Here is a 13,998-nt window from a genome sequence, read left to right as displayed (position 1 = left end):
TCCCTTCGTACTTATCAATGATTCTGATTGCTCCATTCCTCCAAAAGCTGACATATAACAGTCCGTATCTTCTGTTCATCATACTCTGGAGGAAAATACTTCTTAATTTCATCCTGTTTTAATGTTACCGTTGTTTTCTTTTTACGCTCTCCTATAACCAGGAGCCGCACAATCTCTTTTGTCAGCGTTTTTTCTTCTCGATGTTGCCTTATTTTTTTTGCCTGTTCCAGACTTGGATATTTTCCGGTACTCTCATGCACTTCCTCCACCATCTCCTGTTCTGGAACCGTAAGGTAGGAAAGCTCTACACCTACCTGCAATCCGATCACATCACGATCTACTGCGTTTAATAGGTCATTCATCAGATAAGTAAGCCGGATATAGCGATACACCTGCCTTGCACTGTCATTTGCGTTCTTTCCAATGTCTTTCGCACTGATACCGCCTGATGTTCCCTGATGATTCATTGCTTCCATCTTCATACGGTAAGCAAATGCCTTTTCACTTGGGAGTATATTAGGTCTCTGCAGATTGCTGTCTACCATCGCACGGACAGCTGTATCTTGATCCATATTTCTGATAATAACCGGAACCTCTTTAAGACCAGCAAGTTGTGCCGCATGTCTCCTTCTGTGACCGGCGATGATTTCATATTCACCATCACCCAGCGGTCGTACCAGTAATGCTGTAAGAATTCCCTCTTCTTTCACACTTTCCACCAGTTCCGCCATTGCCTCATCATCATTTACTTGAAATGGATGGTTCTCGAAAGAATGTAAATGCTCAAGTGAAACCTGCTGGATATCGTTCGTTTCTTCTCCTCCTCCAAGTAATTCATCATAAGATGTCAGTTTTATCTTCGATGCACTTCTACCTTTCATCCAAAAGCACCTCCTGTGTCATCTGCCAATATGCAGCCGCTACTTTTCCTTTTGGATCATGCTCAAATATGCTGATTCCTTCCGCACTGATTTCAGCTGCTCGTACTGAAAATGGAATACTCTGTGGAAAAATCTTAATCTGGTTTCCATATGTATCAAAAATCAGATCAGATATATCTCTTGCATAGTTCGTTCGGTTATCCACCATTGTGATCAATATACCTCCAATTTTCAGTTGTTTGTTAAGCTGTCTTCGCACCTTTCCTATCGTCCGTATCAGCTGTTCTAGACCCTTTACAGGAAGATAAGCCGCCTGGACAGGTATAATAACTGCATCGACACTGGCAAGTGCATTGATCGTCAGCATTCCAAGTGATGGCATACAGTCAATCAATATATAGTCGTATTCTTCTCTCATTCTTTCTATATATTGTTTTAAGACAAGTTCCCTGCTCATAATATTTACAAGTGAAACTTCCATTCCAGAGAGTTCGATGTTTGCCGGAATCAAATCAATTCCTTCCTGGTGATGTAAAATTCCCAGTGTATTTTCAAATAGTTCATCTTCTACAATCTTTGTCAGAATAGTAGCCAGTGTGATTGGTAATTCATCTGGGTTATGATACCCAAGACTTGCTGTCATACTTCCCTGCGGATCATTGTCAATCACAAGCACTTTCTTCCCTGCTTTTGCAAGTCCGACTGCCAGATTCACGCAACTTGTTGTCTTGCCAACCCCGCCTTTTTGTGAACACAATGCCAGCACTTTACAATCCTTCATTACTTTCTCTTCCATCCTTTTTATCCTCCCATAAATAACTTGAACCTTTCAGCATCCATAATGCTGCTTCCAAAAATGCAAGATACCGTTCTGTCATACTATCAAGAACCGGTTCTGAAATAACTGGTTTTTCAGACTTCAAATCTTTTGCCACATCCTCCAAAACCAAACTCATTTCCTTCATTTCTGACCGGATAATCTCAATTGTTTCTTTCTTTCCAACAACACATACATGATTGTAAATGCATGATCGGACGATATAATCCTGTTTTTTCATTCCGCTCACTTTCACTCGTTCTTCAATTGTTGCTTTTTCATAAGAATTCACCCGAAAAGAAATGGTCGTTGTGTTGTGTTTTCCATGTCTGTCACCAGCCATCGCTTATTCCTCCTCTTCCTCATGTTTCTTATCTAGCAAACCTGCTAATTTACTCTGTGTAGACGGATACAGATGTGAATAAGTGTTCAACGTGGTTTCCACCTTTTCATGTCCAAGGCGTTCTGCAATCTCCAATGGAGCCACCCCCATATCAACCAGCATACTGGCATGGGAATGGCGGAGATCATGAAGTCGTATCCGCTTTACACCAGACCGCTCGATTCCGGTAGCCATACAATGTTCCATATGCGATTTGGTAAACCGAAAAAGTCTTTCCTTTTTCATAATTCCATACAAATGACTGCAATACTCCCTAAATTCCTCTGCAAGAAAATCCGGCATCGTAATCACACGGATACTCTTTGGAGTTTTCGGCTGCGTGATCATATCCTTTCCTTTCAGTCTCTGATAAGATTTATTGATTGATATGGTTTTCTCTTCAAGATTGATGTCATTATAAGTAAGTGCAAGCAATTCACCGATACGCATTCCGGTCCAGTACAACAAAAGAAACGCCATTCTTGTCTCCGGCTTATCACTTACTGTTTCCAGAAAAGCATTGAACTCTTCCTGCATCCAGAAGTCCTTCGGTTCTCCTTTACTCTTGCCAATCGCTCCTGCCTTCCTGCAGGGATTATCCTGCAGGTTATAATACCGCATTGCATAATTGAAGATTGCAGTCAGCTGGCAGTTCACTGTTTTCAGATAAGTAGGAGAATATCCTTTTCCATTCTTATCCTTATACGTCAGCAACTCATTCTGCCATGCACGGACGTCTGCCACCGTAATTTCACTGAGAATCTTCTTTTCAAAATAAGGCTTGATTTTCAGGTCAATAATATATCGCTTCGTGTACATAGTGTTTTCTCTGAGACGGACATCCATATCTTTGTAATAAATCTCCAGAAAATTTCCAAATTCAATATCCACACCCTGGCTCTGCTGTTGCAGGAAATCTCTTTCCCATTCCTTAGCTTCACCCTTGGTCCTGAATCCTCTTTTCTGTTTTCTTTTCCGATTTCCCTGCCAGTCTTTGTAATAGACCTGTACTTTCCAGTTTTTTCCTTCTTTGTAAACCCCCATTGCTAATCCTCGACTTTCATGCCATAAATCTTTTCTGCCAGGAATTTCGTAGAGATTTTTCCAGCTACTACAATATAGCCTTTTGCCTTCAATTCTTTGTTGTATTCTCGCATCAGACTATATGCATAAGTTTTTGAAACTCCAAGAATTGCACACACATCATCCACATCCATATACATTTTTTCCTGCATCATACTCATACCGCTTTATCCTCCTTCAAATACTGCTCAACATGTTCCAGACCATAGATCTTGTCCTCTACATAGCGGGTTGGCACCCGACCGAGAATCACATAATAGTTCTTGCTTGCCAGATCGGCATTCATTCTTTCCACTACCCGGTAAGCAAACGAAACTGATAATCCAAAGAGTTCTGCAATGTCTTCCACTGATAAATACATTTTTCTCTTACGCATGAAACCATTCCTTTCCCTCTTCCTGTGGAATCTCACAAGTATCTTCTACTCCGTAGAAACGCTTCACAAAATACTTTGTCGGAACTTTTCCTCTAAGCGTCAGGTAGCCCTGTTCTTCCAGTTCCTTGTTCAGATTTCCGATGATTTCATAAGCCGATGTCTGTTTTACTTCCAGAAGTTCACATATATCGGCTGCCTTTAAAAATAATTTATTCTGCATAATCAGTACCTCCTGTGTTTTGAATATTTATCTCTTCATATACTCTGTACTGGCAGATGCAAAATCGGACATCATTTTCCGAAATTTATCAAATTTTCTTGTTTTTTAATTCTCCATCAGTGTGATTACTGTGTCATGGAGTTTAAGCTCATCGAAAGTAAAGAACCTTTCTGTGGTATCTGTTTTCTAAATGCAGGCAACAAAAAAACAGTCTGCCTTGACGAAAATCACTTCAATCAAAACAAACTGTTCTTCATATTTACTCTAATTTTATTTTATGAGAATAACCGATTTCACGAAATTTGCAGGTGAATCTGGAATATAAACAAGAGAAAAAAATAATTTTTAAACTCCATTTGCACTCCATTTGGTCTTTTCGACACCCCGCAAAGCCTTTATTTATGGGCTTTTCCGCGATTTTTCAAGCTACTCAAACTCTATCGTTCCCGGCGGTTTACTCGTCAGATCATAGAATACTCTGTTAACCCCACGAACTTCATTGATAATTCTGCTCATTACTTTATCAAGTACTTCATACGGAATCTTCGCTGCCTCAGCAGTCATAAAATCTACCGTATTCACTGCACGAAGTGCAACTGCATAATCGTAAGTTCTCTCGTCACCCATAACACCAACGCTTCTCATGTTGGTCAGGGCTGCAAAATATTGTCCGATGCTGCGGTCAAGTCCCGCGTTTGCAATCTCTTCTCTATAAATTGCATCTGCATCCTGTACGATCCGTACTTTTTCAGCCGTTACTTCTCCGATGATACGGATTCCAAGTCCCGGTCCCGGGAATGGCTGACGGAATACAAGCTTCTCCGGAAGTCCAAGTTCAAGACCTGCCTTGCGGACTTCATCTTTGAAGAGATCACGAAGTGGTTCAATGATTTCTTTGAAATCAACATACTCCGGAAGTCCTCCTACGTTGTGATGAGACTTGATCACTGCTGATTCTCCGCCAAGTCCGCTTTCTACAACGTCCGGGTAAATCGTTCCCTGTGCAAGGAATTCTACTGCACCGATCTTCTTTGCTTCTTCTTCAAAAATACGGATAAATTCTTCTCCGATAATTTTACGCTTTGCTTCCGGTTCTGTAACTCCGGCAAGCTTGCTGTAGTATCTTTCCTGTGCATTGACACGGATAAAGTTCAGGTCAAACTGACCATTCGGTCCAAATACTGCCTCAACTTCATCGCCTTCATTCTTACGAAGAAGACCGTGATCTACAAATACGCAGGTAAGCTGTTTGCCGATTGCTCTGGAAAGCAGTCCTGCTGCCACAGAGGAATCAACTCCGCCTGAAAGCGCAAGAAGTACTCTTCCGTCCCCAACTTTTTCACGGATTTCCTGGATGGTATTTTCAACAAATGCATCCATCTTCCATTCGCCGACACATCCACAGACATTCTTTACAAAGTTGTTGATCATCTTGGTTCCTTCCGGTGTATGAAGCACTTCAGGATGGAACTGGATTGCATAAAGCTTTTCTGCTGCATTTTCTGCTGCTGCTACCGGACAGTCTGCTGTGTGTGCAGTAATCTCAAATCCCGGTGCCACCTGCGAAATATAATCAAAATGGCTCATCCAGCAGGTTGTTGTTGCAGATACATTTTCAAATACTTTGGAATCTTTCTTGTCGATGATGACTTCTGTCTTACCATATTCTCTGACGTCAGCTTTTTCAACTTTTCCGCCAAGTACGTGAGACATAAGCTGTGCACCATAACAAAGACCAAGTACCGGAATGCCAAGCTTAAAGAGTTCTTCAGAATAAGTCGGTGAATCCGGTTCATAACAGCTATTCGGTCCTCCTGTCAGGATAATTCCCTTCGGGTTCATTGCTTTAATCTTTTCGATATCAATCTTATAAGAATAAATTTCGCAATATACATTACATTCCCTGACACGTCTTGCGACAAGCTGGTTATACTGTCCACCAAAGTCAAGTACAATCACTAATTCGTTCTTCAAGGTTTTCCTCCTGTAAAATACGATCCTTTCAGACCGCTTTTTCTATTTATTGCTTTTATATTTTATTATAGTAGAGCTCTGGATGTTTTACAAGCATTTTCTATCGCCCGAACCAAAGTTTGAACTCTGGTCTGCAATTAAAACTCATATTCAGGCATCATCTTTCTAACACAAATGACAACTTTCTTCTGTATTTACACAATTGCCCCATGTTTCCACTTCCCATTAAAGTACCGGATAACAAAACAGATTGCACGTACTATCCAGTCGATCACCATTGCAATCCACACGCCAAATACTCCCAGTCCCATATATTTTCCTACCAGATAACTGAATCCGATCCGGAAAATCCACATCGACACAATCGATGTATACATACAGGCTTTTGCATCTCCTGCCGCACGATACGCTGCTGGAAGAGCAAATGAAAGTGGCCAGATAATCATTGCACTGATTCCATGGAAATGAATAATATTTGTTGCTGCCGCTGCTGTCTGATCTGACAAATTGTATGCTTTCAAAATCAATGGAAGTGCAAGGAAAATAAGTGCTACCGTTCCCACCATTGCCACATAAATGATCGCAAGCAGTTTTTTCAGATAGTAACGTACCTGTTCATAGTCATTTGCGCCGACGCACTGGGAAATAACTGTCGTAATTGCCAGCGAGATCGCCATTCCAGGAAGAATCTGGAACAGCGCAATCGCATTGGAAACTGCATTTGCCGCAATTGCATAAGTACCGAAGGTTGAAACCAGACTCAGCACTAAAATTTTGCCCAGCTGAAACATACTGTTTTCCAGACCATTGGGAACCCCAATTGCAAGTATTTTCCGTATCATTCTTCCATCAAACCGGATTTTCAGTGTACGCTCAATATGCAAGATACGTGTCTGATTGCAGAGCAACACTGTTATCACTATCGCGGCAACCATTCTGGAAATCAGTGTCGGTATTGCAACACCCGCCGTTCCGATCCGTAATCCGAACACAAGAATTGCATTTCCGGTTACATTAATCGCATTCATCAAAAGCGATACCCGCATGGATACCTGCGAATTCCCCATCGCACGGAAAATTGCTGCCCCACCATTATATAACGCGATAAATGGAATCGAAGCTGTTACAATTAGCAGATAAATATCTGCATGTCCTTTTACTTCCGCTGTAATGTGACCAAATACCTGATTCAGAATTATATCTTTTCCAAAGTAAACCAATATCATGATCGCAACCGCACTAAGACTCACAAACCATACCAGCTGTGTAGCCGCTTTACATGCTGATTTTTCATCTTTCCTGCCAATATACTGTCCGGCAACAACTGCTCCACCAGTCGCCAGTGCTGCAAAAATATTGATGATCAGAATCATAATATTGTCAACCAGCGACACGCCCGACACAGCTGCTTCTCCAACATTTGCAACCATAATAGAATCTGCCATCCCAACAAAAACTGCCAATAACTGCTCGATTACCAAAGGTCCGATCAGATTTGCCAGTTCCCGATTGGAAAACAGATAATGACTTCGATCCTGTTTTTGTTTCGTTTTCCCCATTCTTCTCTTTTCCTGTCCCTTCTCTTTTGTATATCCCCGTTTTCTCTATTATATACTGTAAAAATGTAATACACCATCTTTTTGCAAAGAAAAGGATTTTTTATGCGTGCTGATGCAGGTACTTTTCTCTGGTAGCAAGTCCGCCCCGGATGTGCCGTTCCGATTTGTTCAGATCCAGAACTTTTCGCGCCTCACCTGCAAGAGATGGGTTGATCTGGAGAAGACGTTCTGTTACATCTTTATGTATCGTACTCTTACTTACCCCAAACGCCACCGCCGTCTGCCTCACCGTCGCCTTATTTTCAATAATATAATAAGCAATCTCAACCGCTCTCTCCTCAATATAATCTTTCATAAAAACCCCTGCATAGTTTGTTTTTTTACAATCTATGCAAAGGCGAAGGGATGTATGTCTGATTGAACTTCCTTCAAAAATATCTCATTCAATTTCTCCCAACTTACCTTTTTTTCTTCCCCTAATTTTCCCGCTTTCTCTCTCAATCCTGCTATTTCACTCTCCAGAATCCACTGACCTGCCAGTAATATTTTACCATGCTCTTTTTCTTCTATTTCATGAAGTTTTTGTATTATTATTTTTTCCATCAGCTTCCCCTGCTTTTCCTTTCTAGCCTATAGCTGCACGCGGCGTGCAGTCAAAGGCTTTTATTTTGGAATTCTGGTTATCTTCTCCATCCTTCCTTGAAAGGGCATGTTTTTTTCGCGAATTCTCCAGATTGACTTTCCCCTCCTCATAAGTTATCCTTATCATAGTACGCCATGCTGACATATTTACAGCACTGGTGAATTTTATTATTTTTACAGGTAAGGATTTGAGAAAATGAGTAAAACAAAAACAATCGACCTGACTTCCGGGCCGATTCTAAAGACGCTGGCAGAGCTGGCGCTTCCGATCATGGCTTCCTCGCTGCTGGGGACAGCCTACAATATTACGGACATGGCATGGATCGGCATGCTGGGTTCCAAAGCCGTTGCCGGGGTGGGCGTTGGGGGAATGTACGTCTGGCTCTCACAAGGGCTCGTGGCACTTCCGCGAATGGGCGGACAGGTCAATGTCGCACAGGCCTGCGGACGCGGAGACTATGAACAGGCACGGGGATATGCCGCTTCCGCTCTGCGACTTACATTTTTACTGGGAATTTTATTTGCTGCAGTATGTATCGTGTTTATTCATCCGCTGCTCGGCTTTTTTAACCTCGGAGATGCAGAAACTTATACCGCTGCGAAATTATATACACTGATCACCTGCGGACTGATTCTGTTTTCATTTTTGAATCTGACTCTGACCGGACTTTCTACTGCGCAGGGAGATTCCAAGACACCGCTTATGGCAAATCTTCTTGGACTGGTTGGTAATATGATCCTGGATCCGATTCTGATTCTCGGATTTGGACCATTTCCAAGGCTTGAGGTTGTTGGTGCTGCAGTTGCTACCGTGACCTCGCAGATACTGGTTCTGATCGTCATGCTGATTCGGATTATGCACTCTGATCTGGAACCAAATATTCTGCAAAACATGCATGTACTATCGCGTTTCCCTGCAAAATACTACATCAGTATTTTTAAAATTGGATTTCCGACAGCAGTACAAAGCAGTATTTACTGCATGATTTCCATGATTCTCACACGAATGGTTTCTGCATTCGGGGCAGGTGCCATTGCCACACAGCGAGTCGGCGGACAGATTGAATCTGTTTCATGGAACACTGCTGACGGCTTTGCTGCTGCGTTAAATGCTTTCGTTGGTCAGAACTACGGTGCAAAGAAACCAGACCGTATTCGGAAAGGATATAATATTTCATTTAAAATCCTCGCTGTCTGGGGACTCATTGTAACCGGTGCTTTCGTATTCCTGCCAGGACCGATTGCTTCCCTTTTCTTCCACGAAAAAGATGTTCTGGCGATTGCGATCAACTATCTGATCATCATCGGATTCAGCGAAACCTTTATGACCATTGAGCTTATGACCATCGGCGCACTTTCCGGTCTTGGTATGACAAAGCTTTGCAGTATCATCAGCATTGTCCTCACCAGTGCCAGAATCCCACTTGCCATGATCCTCACTCAAACCAGCCTCGGTCTGAATGGTGTATGGTGGGCACTTACAATTACCTCTATCACCAAAGGAATTGTTTTCTACTTCACCTTCCACCACACCAGCAGACACCTACCTGACGCTAATGACAATTAATTTAACTACCCACCTTTTTTATTTTTTCCTGTTTTGTTTATTTCTTCTTCATATTTTTTTGATTTTTTTTAGAGTTTGAACATATTTCTGTCACAAATTATCTGTATACTAATAATCAGATAGTTGATAAAGCAACTATCTCCCCCTCATAAAGTAGAAGCAGTCAGAATTCTGATTGCTGCACTTTACTCTCATTCCTTTTAGATAACAATAAAAACACCAAGAACCTCTCCATTATGGAGAGGTTCTTGCGTTGTGGATTTTTTTAATATTCTATAAACCTATCATTTTTATATTTTTAATCAGATTTTATAATTTCTTAACACTTTTGACACATTTTCATCGTATAGTAATAAATGGATAGTTGGGAAACAACTATCTCCCCCCTCATAAAGTGAGCGCAATCGGGCATGCCCGATTGCCGCACTTTGATTTTTACAGAATATTATTCTGGGACGAAGGTTATCCTCCGTCCCATATTTTATTTGTAAATGCAGTACCGTGTGCCCGGATATCTACCTGCACAGAACGTTAGTCACGGCCATTCATCATCAAATGAACTCAAACCTTTTACGACCTTGCACGAATGTCTCTCTGGTACATCATACTTTTTATCCTCAATTACCGGAAAGGATTTATTATGAAACGCCCTACTTTACATAAACTGATTTTTTCAATTCTTTTATTTGCCATAAGTTTCCTTGCTCTTTTCATCAGCCACAAAAGCTCTGCATTCGCGGATTGGTATTCTTCCACCATTTACCCGCTTTTCGTTTCGTCCATCGGACGCTTTTTCGGAATCTTCCCATTTTCTGTTTCTGAAATTGGATTGTATATTTTTGTCATTCTTCTGTTTCTTTCCTTGATCCGGATGCTGGTCAGCTCCATTTACAAAATGTATGCCAAAAAAAAGACCCCGGCCTGGCTCGGCTACGGTTCCTCACTCCTGCTTCTCTGCGGATGTCTGTTTACCATTTATACTTTTTTCTGCGGAATCAACTACGGACATACTTCATTTGCAGAAAAATATCACCTGGAATCCGGTCAGTATACTCTGGCTGAACTGACCTCTTTATGCAACGAACTGACTGATCAGTTAAATGCACTTTCTGATTCTTTAGACCGGGATTCTGACGGTCTTGCTGATATGGGTAAGGATCTGCAGGATCGTGCACGGGCTGCTATGTTCTCCCTCGGTACTACCTACCCTGAACTTTCCGGATACTATCCACAGCCAAAAGGTCTTTTATTTCCGGCTTTTCTCTCGGTACAGAATCTTTCCGGGATCTATTCACCATTTACCATTGAGGCAAACTATAACTCCGCAATGGTTTCCTACAATCTTCCATTTACCATCTGTCACGAACTTTCGCATCTGCGTGGATTTATGCAGGAGGAAGAAGCAAATTTTATCGGTTTTCTCGCCTGTGTAAATGCCGACGATACCGCCTTCAACTACAGCGGCTATCTTCTTGGCTGGATCTACGCAACCAATGAACTTTACGAAGTCGACTACGACACCTTTAAGGAAATCTACAACAGGCTTTCTGACAATGTAAAGGCAGATCTTTCGGCTAACAGCAGCTTCTGGAAGCGATATGACAGCAAGGTCGCCGAAGTATCTGGTCAGATCAATGACCACTATCTGAAAGCAAATGGCCAAAGTGACGGGATAAAAAGTTATGACCGGATGGTTGATCTGATGATCACCTGGTTCCGGTCAAAATAATTCTTTCTTATAAAGTTTACTCTTTCTCTCCAGCCTGAAACAGCATTTCTTTCAATACGTTTGCCGCCATGCTGTGAGGGCTGCTCTTATCTTCCACAAAACAGATTTCTCTTACCGGTGGTTCTTCCAATAGTGGAACCTGAATGACAATGCCTTGCTCGATCACTTCCTGTGCAAGCGGTTCCGGAATAAACCCGATTCCCAGATTCTGTCTTACCATCGGCAGAATCTGATCGATGGTTGCTGCTTCGGTATCTGCCGTCATTGCAATTCCATGCTCCAGAAAAAATCTGGTATAAAAATCATAAGTTGACGTGTTTTTCCCAAGGCAGATAAATGGATACTCCACCAGCTTTTTCAAACTTACCGGTTCTTTAAACATATCTTTGTACGCCGCATTCGCAACCAGAATTTCTTTAAATGAAAGAAGCGGAATTGCCTTTAAAGGCTTTTTCACCTCTGCCGGTGTAGATGCTACCGCAAAATCTGAAAGTCCGTTTCGAACCGTCTGTATCGCCTGTGGTGCTGTATAACTCGAAATGCGAAGTCTGATTTTAGGATACTTTCTTCTAAACTCTCCCAGCACCGGAAGCAGAAGCAAATGCAATGCAATCTCACTTACCCCGATCGTTACGGTTCCCTGTTCCAGCTTCTTTTCATTTTCAAGCTCTAGCTCTGCTGCATGCAGATGATCGTATGCAATTGCAACATGTGAATAAAGCCGTTCTCCCTCCGGTGTAAGCTCTGCTCCCCGGTTAGACCGGATAAATAATCTGCATCCAAGCTGACTTTCCAGATTGTGGATTGCCCTCGTTACATTCGGCTGATTACTCATCAGGATTGTCGCCGCCTGTGAGAAACTTTTATACTTTGCCGCATAATAAAAAATACGGTAATAATCATAGGTAACTTCCATCTTCCTGCTCCTTGTTCCGTATATCTCCGGCATATCCAGTGCCGCCTTTAACTGAACGGAATCGTAACCGGTGTACAGTCAAATTTTTCAAAATAACTGTCGGCCAGATGTTCCTCTTCGCCTTCGATCAGAAGATGCATCTTCTCTCCCATTCTTATCGTCATCAGTCCCACGATCGATTTGGCATCGATCTCGAAACGTCCTGTCACATCCTTTACCGTAATATCTGCATTCATCTTCTGGCAAACATTACAAAAAGTCATCAATTGTCCTGTAGTCATAAAACGTATATTCTTCTGTACCATAATAGGTCAACCCTCCGCAAGTCTTTTTTTCCTGATGTCTAGTTTACACAATATCGTACAATTTGAGAAATGTCTCTTTGAAATGTCTGATATGTCATTTGAACATATCAGTTGTTTCTTTATTTTACATACTACATAGCAGTTTGTCAACACTATCTGTCATTTAAATTTCTATATTCTCGATACTCTGCCAGTGGCATATATGCCGGACGAATAATCTTATCCACATTGATCAGCTCTTCCAGACGATGTGCACTCCATCCAACAATTCGCGCTGCGGCAAAGATCGGCGTATAAAGCTGCTCCGGAATTCCAAGCATATGGTAAACCAGTCCGCTGTAAAAATCGACATTTGCATTTACTCCTTTATACATCTTTCTTTTTTCGGCAATGATTTCCGGTGCCATATGTTCCACTTTCTCATAAAGTGCGTATTCTTTATCGTATCCTTTTTCATGTGCAAGCTGAGCCACAAATTTCTTGAAAATCTCAGCACGTGGATCAGATACTGAATAAATCGCATGACCCATTCCATAGATCAGACCTTTTTTATCAAACCTCTCCCTTGCAAGCAGACCTTCCAGATATGCTCTTACCTCATCGTCATCTTCCCAGTCTTTGACCTCTTCTTTCATATCAGCAAACATCTGCGTCACTTTGATGTTCGCACCGCCGTGCTTCGGACCTTTTAACGATGCCATTGCAGCAGAAATTGTAGAATAGGTGTCTGTTCCGGACGAAGTGACAACGTGGGTAGTAAATGTAGAGTTGTTTCCACCACCGTGATCCATATGCAGCACAAGTGCCATATCCAGGATCCTTGCTTCCAGCTCCGTATACTGTCGGTCTTCACGAAGCATCATCAGAATATTTTCCGCGGTGGACTTCTGCGGATCCGGTGCATAGATGTACATATCCTGACCCTGACGATAATTGTATGCATGATATCCGTAGACCATCAGCATCGGAAATTCACTGATCAGGTTCAGACACTGTCTGAGAACATTCGGGATTGAAGTATCATCAGCTTTTTCATCGTAAGAATACAGATTCAGAATCGCCCTTGAAATATTGTTCATCATATCATGGCTCGGTGCCTTCATAATAACATCGCGCACAAAATTCGGCGGAAGTGTCCTTCTCTCCGTCAGTGTCTCATGAAACCCATCCAGCTGTGCAACCGTCGGAAGTTCACCAAAAAGAAGCAGATATGCAATTTCTTCATATCCAAAATGATCCGCATCCAGGAATCCACGAACCAGATCCTTGATGTTATAGCCTCGATAATACAAATTACCGGCACACGGAACTTCTTCGCCGTTTACAATCTTTTTGGCACATACATCGGAAATATTGGTAAGTCCGGCAAGAACTCCTTTTCCGTTCACGTCACGGAGACCTCTTTTTACATCATGCTTTACAAAAAGTTCTTTGTCGATCCCGGTATTCGCTTCACATAATCCGGCAAGTTCCTTGATTTTCGGCGAAATATCAAACAGAATGCTATCCAGATCTTTCGCACTGTTCACTGAATTTGTCATACACCT

At 42.0% G+C, this 13,998-nt stretch carries 16 protein-coding genes; 2 read left to right on the top strand and 14 right to left on the bottom strand.

Going from position 1 to position 13,998, the window contains the following annotated elements:
* Positions 1-14: 14 nt before the first annotated feature.
* The 11 genes from PGQ33_RS13875 to PGQ33_RS13825 form a co-directional block, all read right to left on the bottom strand.
* Positions 15-881 (bottom strand): ParB/RepB/Spo0J family partition protein, encoded by an 867-nt coding sequence (locus PGQ33_RS13875; RefSeq protein ID WP_026650282.1) that lies wholly within the window; start codon positions 879-881, stop codon positions 15-17.
* On the bottom strand, positions 871-1,677 hold the full coding sequence (locus PGQ33_RS13870; RefSeq protein WP_026650281.1) for a ParA family protein: 807 nt from the start codon (positions 1,675-1,677) through the stop codon (positions 871-873). The genes PGQ33_RS13875 and PGQ33_RS13870 overlap by 11 nt, the downstream gene beginning before the upstream one ends.
* Positions 1,649-2,041: a plasmid mobilization protein gene (locus PGQ33_RS13865; protein WP_044925303.1), complete on the bottom strand. Its 393-nt coding sequence runs from the start codon at positions 2,039-2,041 to the stop codon at positions 1,649-1,651. Before PGQ33_RS13865 ends, PGQ33_RS13870 begins: the two co-directional genes overlap by 29 nt.
* A gap of 3 nt (positions 2,042-2,044) precedes the next feature.
* Positions 2,045-3,124 carry a site-specific integrase gene (locus PGQ33_RS13860; RefSeq protein WP_024854000.1) on the bottom strand — a complete coding sequence of 360 codons (1,080 nt, stop codon included), beginning with the start codon at positions 3,122-3,124 and terminating at the stop codon, positions 2,045-2,047.
* A gap of 2 nt (positions 3,125-3,126) precedes the next feature.
* Positions 3,127-3,324, bottom strand: coding sequence for a hypothetical protein (locus PGQ33_RS13855; protein WP_024853999.1), 198 nt, complete (start codon positions 3,322-3,324; stop codon positions 3,127-3,129).
* Positions 3,321-3,539 carry a hypothetical protein gene (locus tag PGQ33_RS13850; RefSeq protein WP_008393122.1) on the bottom strand — a complete coding sequence of 73 codons (219 nt, stop codon included), beginning with the start codon at positions 3,537-3,539 and terminating at the stop codon, positions 3,321-3,323. The genes PGQ33_RS13855 and PGQ33_RS13850 overlap by 4 nt, the downstream gene beginning before the upstream one ends.
* Positions 3,532-3,759 (bottom strand): hypothetical protein, encoded by a 228-nt coding sequence (locus tag PGQ33_RS13845; RefSeq protein ID WP_008705329.1) that lies wholly within the window; start codon positions 3,757-3,759, stop codon positions 3,532-3,534. The genes PGQ33_RS13850 and PGQ33_RS13845 overlap by 8 nt, the downstream gene beginning before the upstream one ends.
* A 426-nt stretch (positions 3,760-4,185) precedes the next feature.
* Positions 4,186-5,733 (bottom strand): glutamine-hydrolyzing GMP synthase, encoded by a 1,548-nt coding sequence (gene guaA / locus PGQ33_RS13840; protein WP_117558786.1) that lies wholly within the window; start codon positions 5,731-5,733, stop codon positions 4,186-4,188.
* Between the two features lie 194 nt (positions 5,734-5,927).
* Positions 5,928-7,292, bottom strand: coding sequence for an MATE family efflux transporter (locus PGQ33_RS13835; protein WP_270205918.1), 1,365 nt, complete (start codon positions 7,290-7,292; stop codon positions 5,928-5,930).
* Between the two features lie 100 nt (positions 7,293-7,392).
* On the bottom strand, positions 7,393-7,647 hold the full coding sequence (gene spoIIID / locus PGQ33_RS13830) for a sporulation transcriptional regulator SpoIIID (RefSeq protein WP_055155744.1): 255 nt from the start codon (positions 7,645-7,647) through the stop codon (positions 7,393-7,395).
* Between the two features lie 32 nt (positions 7,648-7,679).
* On the bottom strand, positions 7,680-7,895 hold the full coding sequence (locus PGQ33_RS13825) for a hypothetical protein (RefSeq protein ID WP_117835390.1): 216 nt from the start codon (positions 7,893-7,895) through the stop codon (positions 7,680-7,682).
* 235 nt (positions 7,896-8,130) lie between these two features.
* Here PGQ33_RS13825 and PGQ33_RS13820 point away from each other — a divergent pair, with 235 nt between their 5' ends.
* Together PGQ33_RS13820 and PGQ33_RS13815 are read left to right on the top strand one after the other, a co-directional pair.
* Complete coding sequence (locus PGQ33_RS13820) at positions 8,131-9,501, top strand: MATE family efflux transporter (protein ID WP_055155742.1); 1,371 nt, start codon at positions 8,131-8,133, stop codon at positions 9,499-9,501.
* 640 nt (positions 9,502-10,141) lie between these two features.
* A complete protein-coding gene (locus PGQ33_RS13815) occupies positions 10,142-11,230 on the top strand; it encodes a DUF3810 domain-containing protein (protein WP_270205917.1) in 1,089 nt (362 codons plus the stop codon).
* Between the two features lie 16 nt (positions 11,231-11,246).
* On the opposite strand, the gene PGQ33_RS13810 is transcribed toward PGQ33_RS13815, so the two are convergent.
* The 3 genes from PGQ33_RS13810 to PGQ33_RS13800 all read right to left on the bottom strand — a co-directional run bounded on the left by PGQ33_RS13810 (position 11,247) and on the right by PGQ33_RS13800 (position 13,992).
* Positions 11,247-12,146: a LysR family transcriptional regulator gene (locus PGQ33_RS13810; protein ID WP_008374087.1), complete on the bottom strand. Its 900-nt coding sequence runs from the start codon at positions 12,144-12,146 to the stop codon at positions 11,247-11,249.
* Positions 12,147-12,193: 47 nt separating this feature from the next.
* Entirely contained in the window at positions 12,194-12,451 is a 258-nt protein-coding gene (locus PGQ33_RS13805; protein ID WP_022220417.1) for an HPr family phosphocarrier protein, read from the bottom strand.
* Between the two features lie 152 nt (positions 12,452-12,603).
* The gene (locus PGQ33_RS13800; protein WP_270205916.1) at positions 12,604-13,992 is read right to left on the bottom strand and encodes a citrate/2-methylcitrate synthase; all 1,389 of its coding nucleotides are present in this window, start codon (positions 13,990-13,992) and stop codon (positions 12,604-12,606) included.
* Between the last annotated feature and the right edge of the window lie 6 nt (positions 13,993-13,998).

It is taken from the genome of Coprococcus sp. AM100_B19A (genome assembly GCF_027662015.1).
GTDB lineage: Bacteria > Bacillota > Clostridia > Lachnospirales > Lachnospiraceae > Allocoprococcus > Allocoprococcus comes.
Note: the sequence above shows the minus strand (reverse complement) of the source record. Positions and strands in the feature narration are given on the sequence as shown.

What these genes read in the sequence shown, in the direction of transcription:
- PGQ33_RS13865 (WP_044925303.1), bottom strand. Translation starts at nt 2,041, where the DNA reads ATGGCTGGTGACAGACATGGAAAACACAACACAACGACCATTTCTTTT.
- PGQ33_RS13800 (WP_270205916.1), bottom strand. Translation starts at nt 13,992, where the DNA reads ATGACAAATTCAGTGAACAGTGCGAAAGATCTGGATAGCATTCTGTTT.
- spoIIID (WP_055155744.1), bottom strand. Translation starts at nt 7,647, where the DNA reads ATGAAAGATTATATTGAGGAGAGAGCGGTTGAGATTGCTTATTATATT.
- PGQ33_RS13835 (WP_270205918.1), bottom strand. Translation starts at nt 7,292, where the DNA reads ATGGGGAAAACGAAACAAAAACAGGATCGAAGTCATTATCTGTTTTCC.
- PGQ33_RS13810 (WP_008374087.1), bottom strand. Translation starts at nt 12,146, where the DNA reads ATGGAAGTTACCTATGATTATTACCGTATTTTTTATTATGCGGCAAAG.
- PGQ33_RS13805 (WP_022220417.1), bottom strand. Translation starts at nt 12,451, where the DNA reads ATGGTACAGAAGAATATACGTTTTATGACTACAGGACAATTGATGACT.
- PGQ33_RS13815 (WP_270205917.1), top strand. Translation starts at nt 10,142, where the DNA reads ATGAAACGCCCTACTTTACATAAACTGATTTTTTCAATTCTTTTATTT.
- PGQ33_RS13875 (WP_026650282.1), bottom strand. Translation starts at nt 881, where the DNA reads ATGAAAGGTAGAAGTGCATCGAAGATAAAACTGACATCTTATGATGAA.
- PGQ33_RS13850 (WP_008393122.1), bottom strand. Translation starts at nt 3,539, where the DNA reads ATGCGTAAGAGAAAAATGTATTTATCAGTGGAAGACATTGCAGAACTC.
- PGQ33_RS13845 (WP_008705329.1), bottom strand. Translation starts at nt 3,759, where the DNA reads ATGCAGAATAAATTATTTTTAAAGGCAGCCGATATATGTGAACTTCTG.
- PGQ33_RS13820 (WP_055155742.1), top strand. Translation starts at nt 8,131, where the DNA reads ATGAGTAAAACAAAAACAATCGACCTGACTTCCGGGCCGATTCTAAAG.
- PGQ33_RS13870 (WP_026650281.1), bottom strand. Translation starts at nt 1,677, where the DNA reads ATGGAAGAGAAAGTAATGAAGGATTGTAAAGTGCTGGCATTGTGTTCA.
- PGQ33_RS13825 (WP_117835390.1), bottom strand. Translation starts at nt 7,895, where the DNA reads ATGGAAAAAATAATAATACAAAAACTTCATGAAATAGAAGAAAAAGAG.
- PGQ33_RS13855 (WP_024853999.1), bottom strand. Translation starts at nt 3,324, where the DNA reads ATGAGTATGATGCAGGAAAAAATGTATATGGATGTGGATGATGTGTGT.
- PGQ33_RS13860 (WP_024854000.1), bottom strand. Translation starts at nt 3,124, where the DNA reads ATGGGGGTTTACAAAGAAGGAAAAAACTGGAAAGTACAGGTCTATTAC.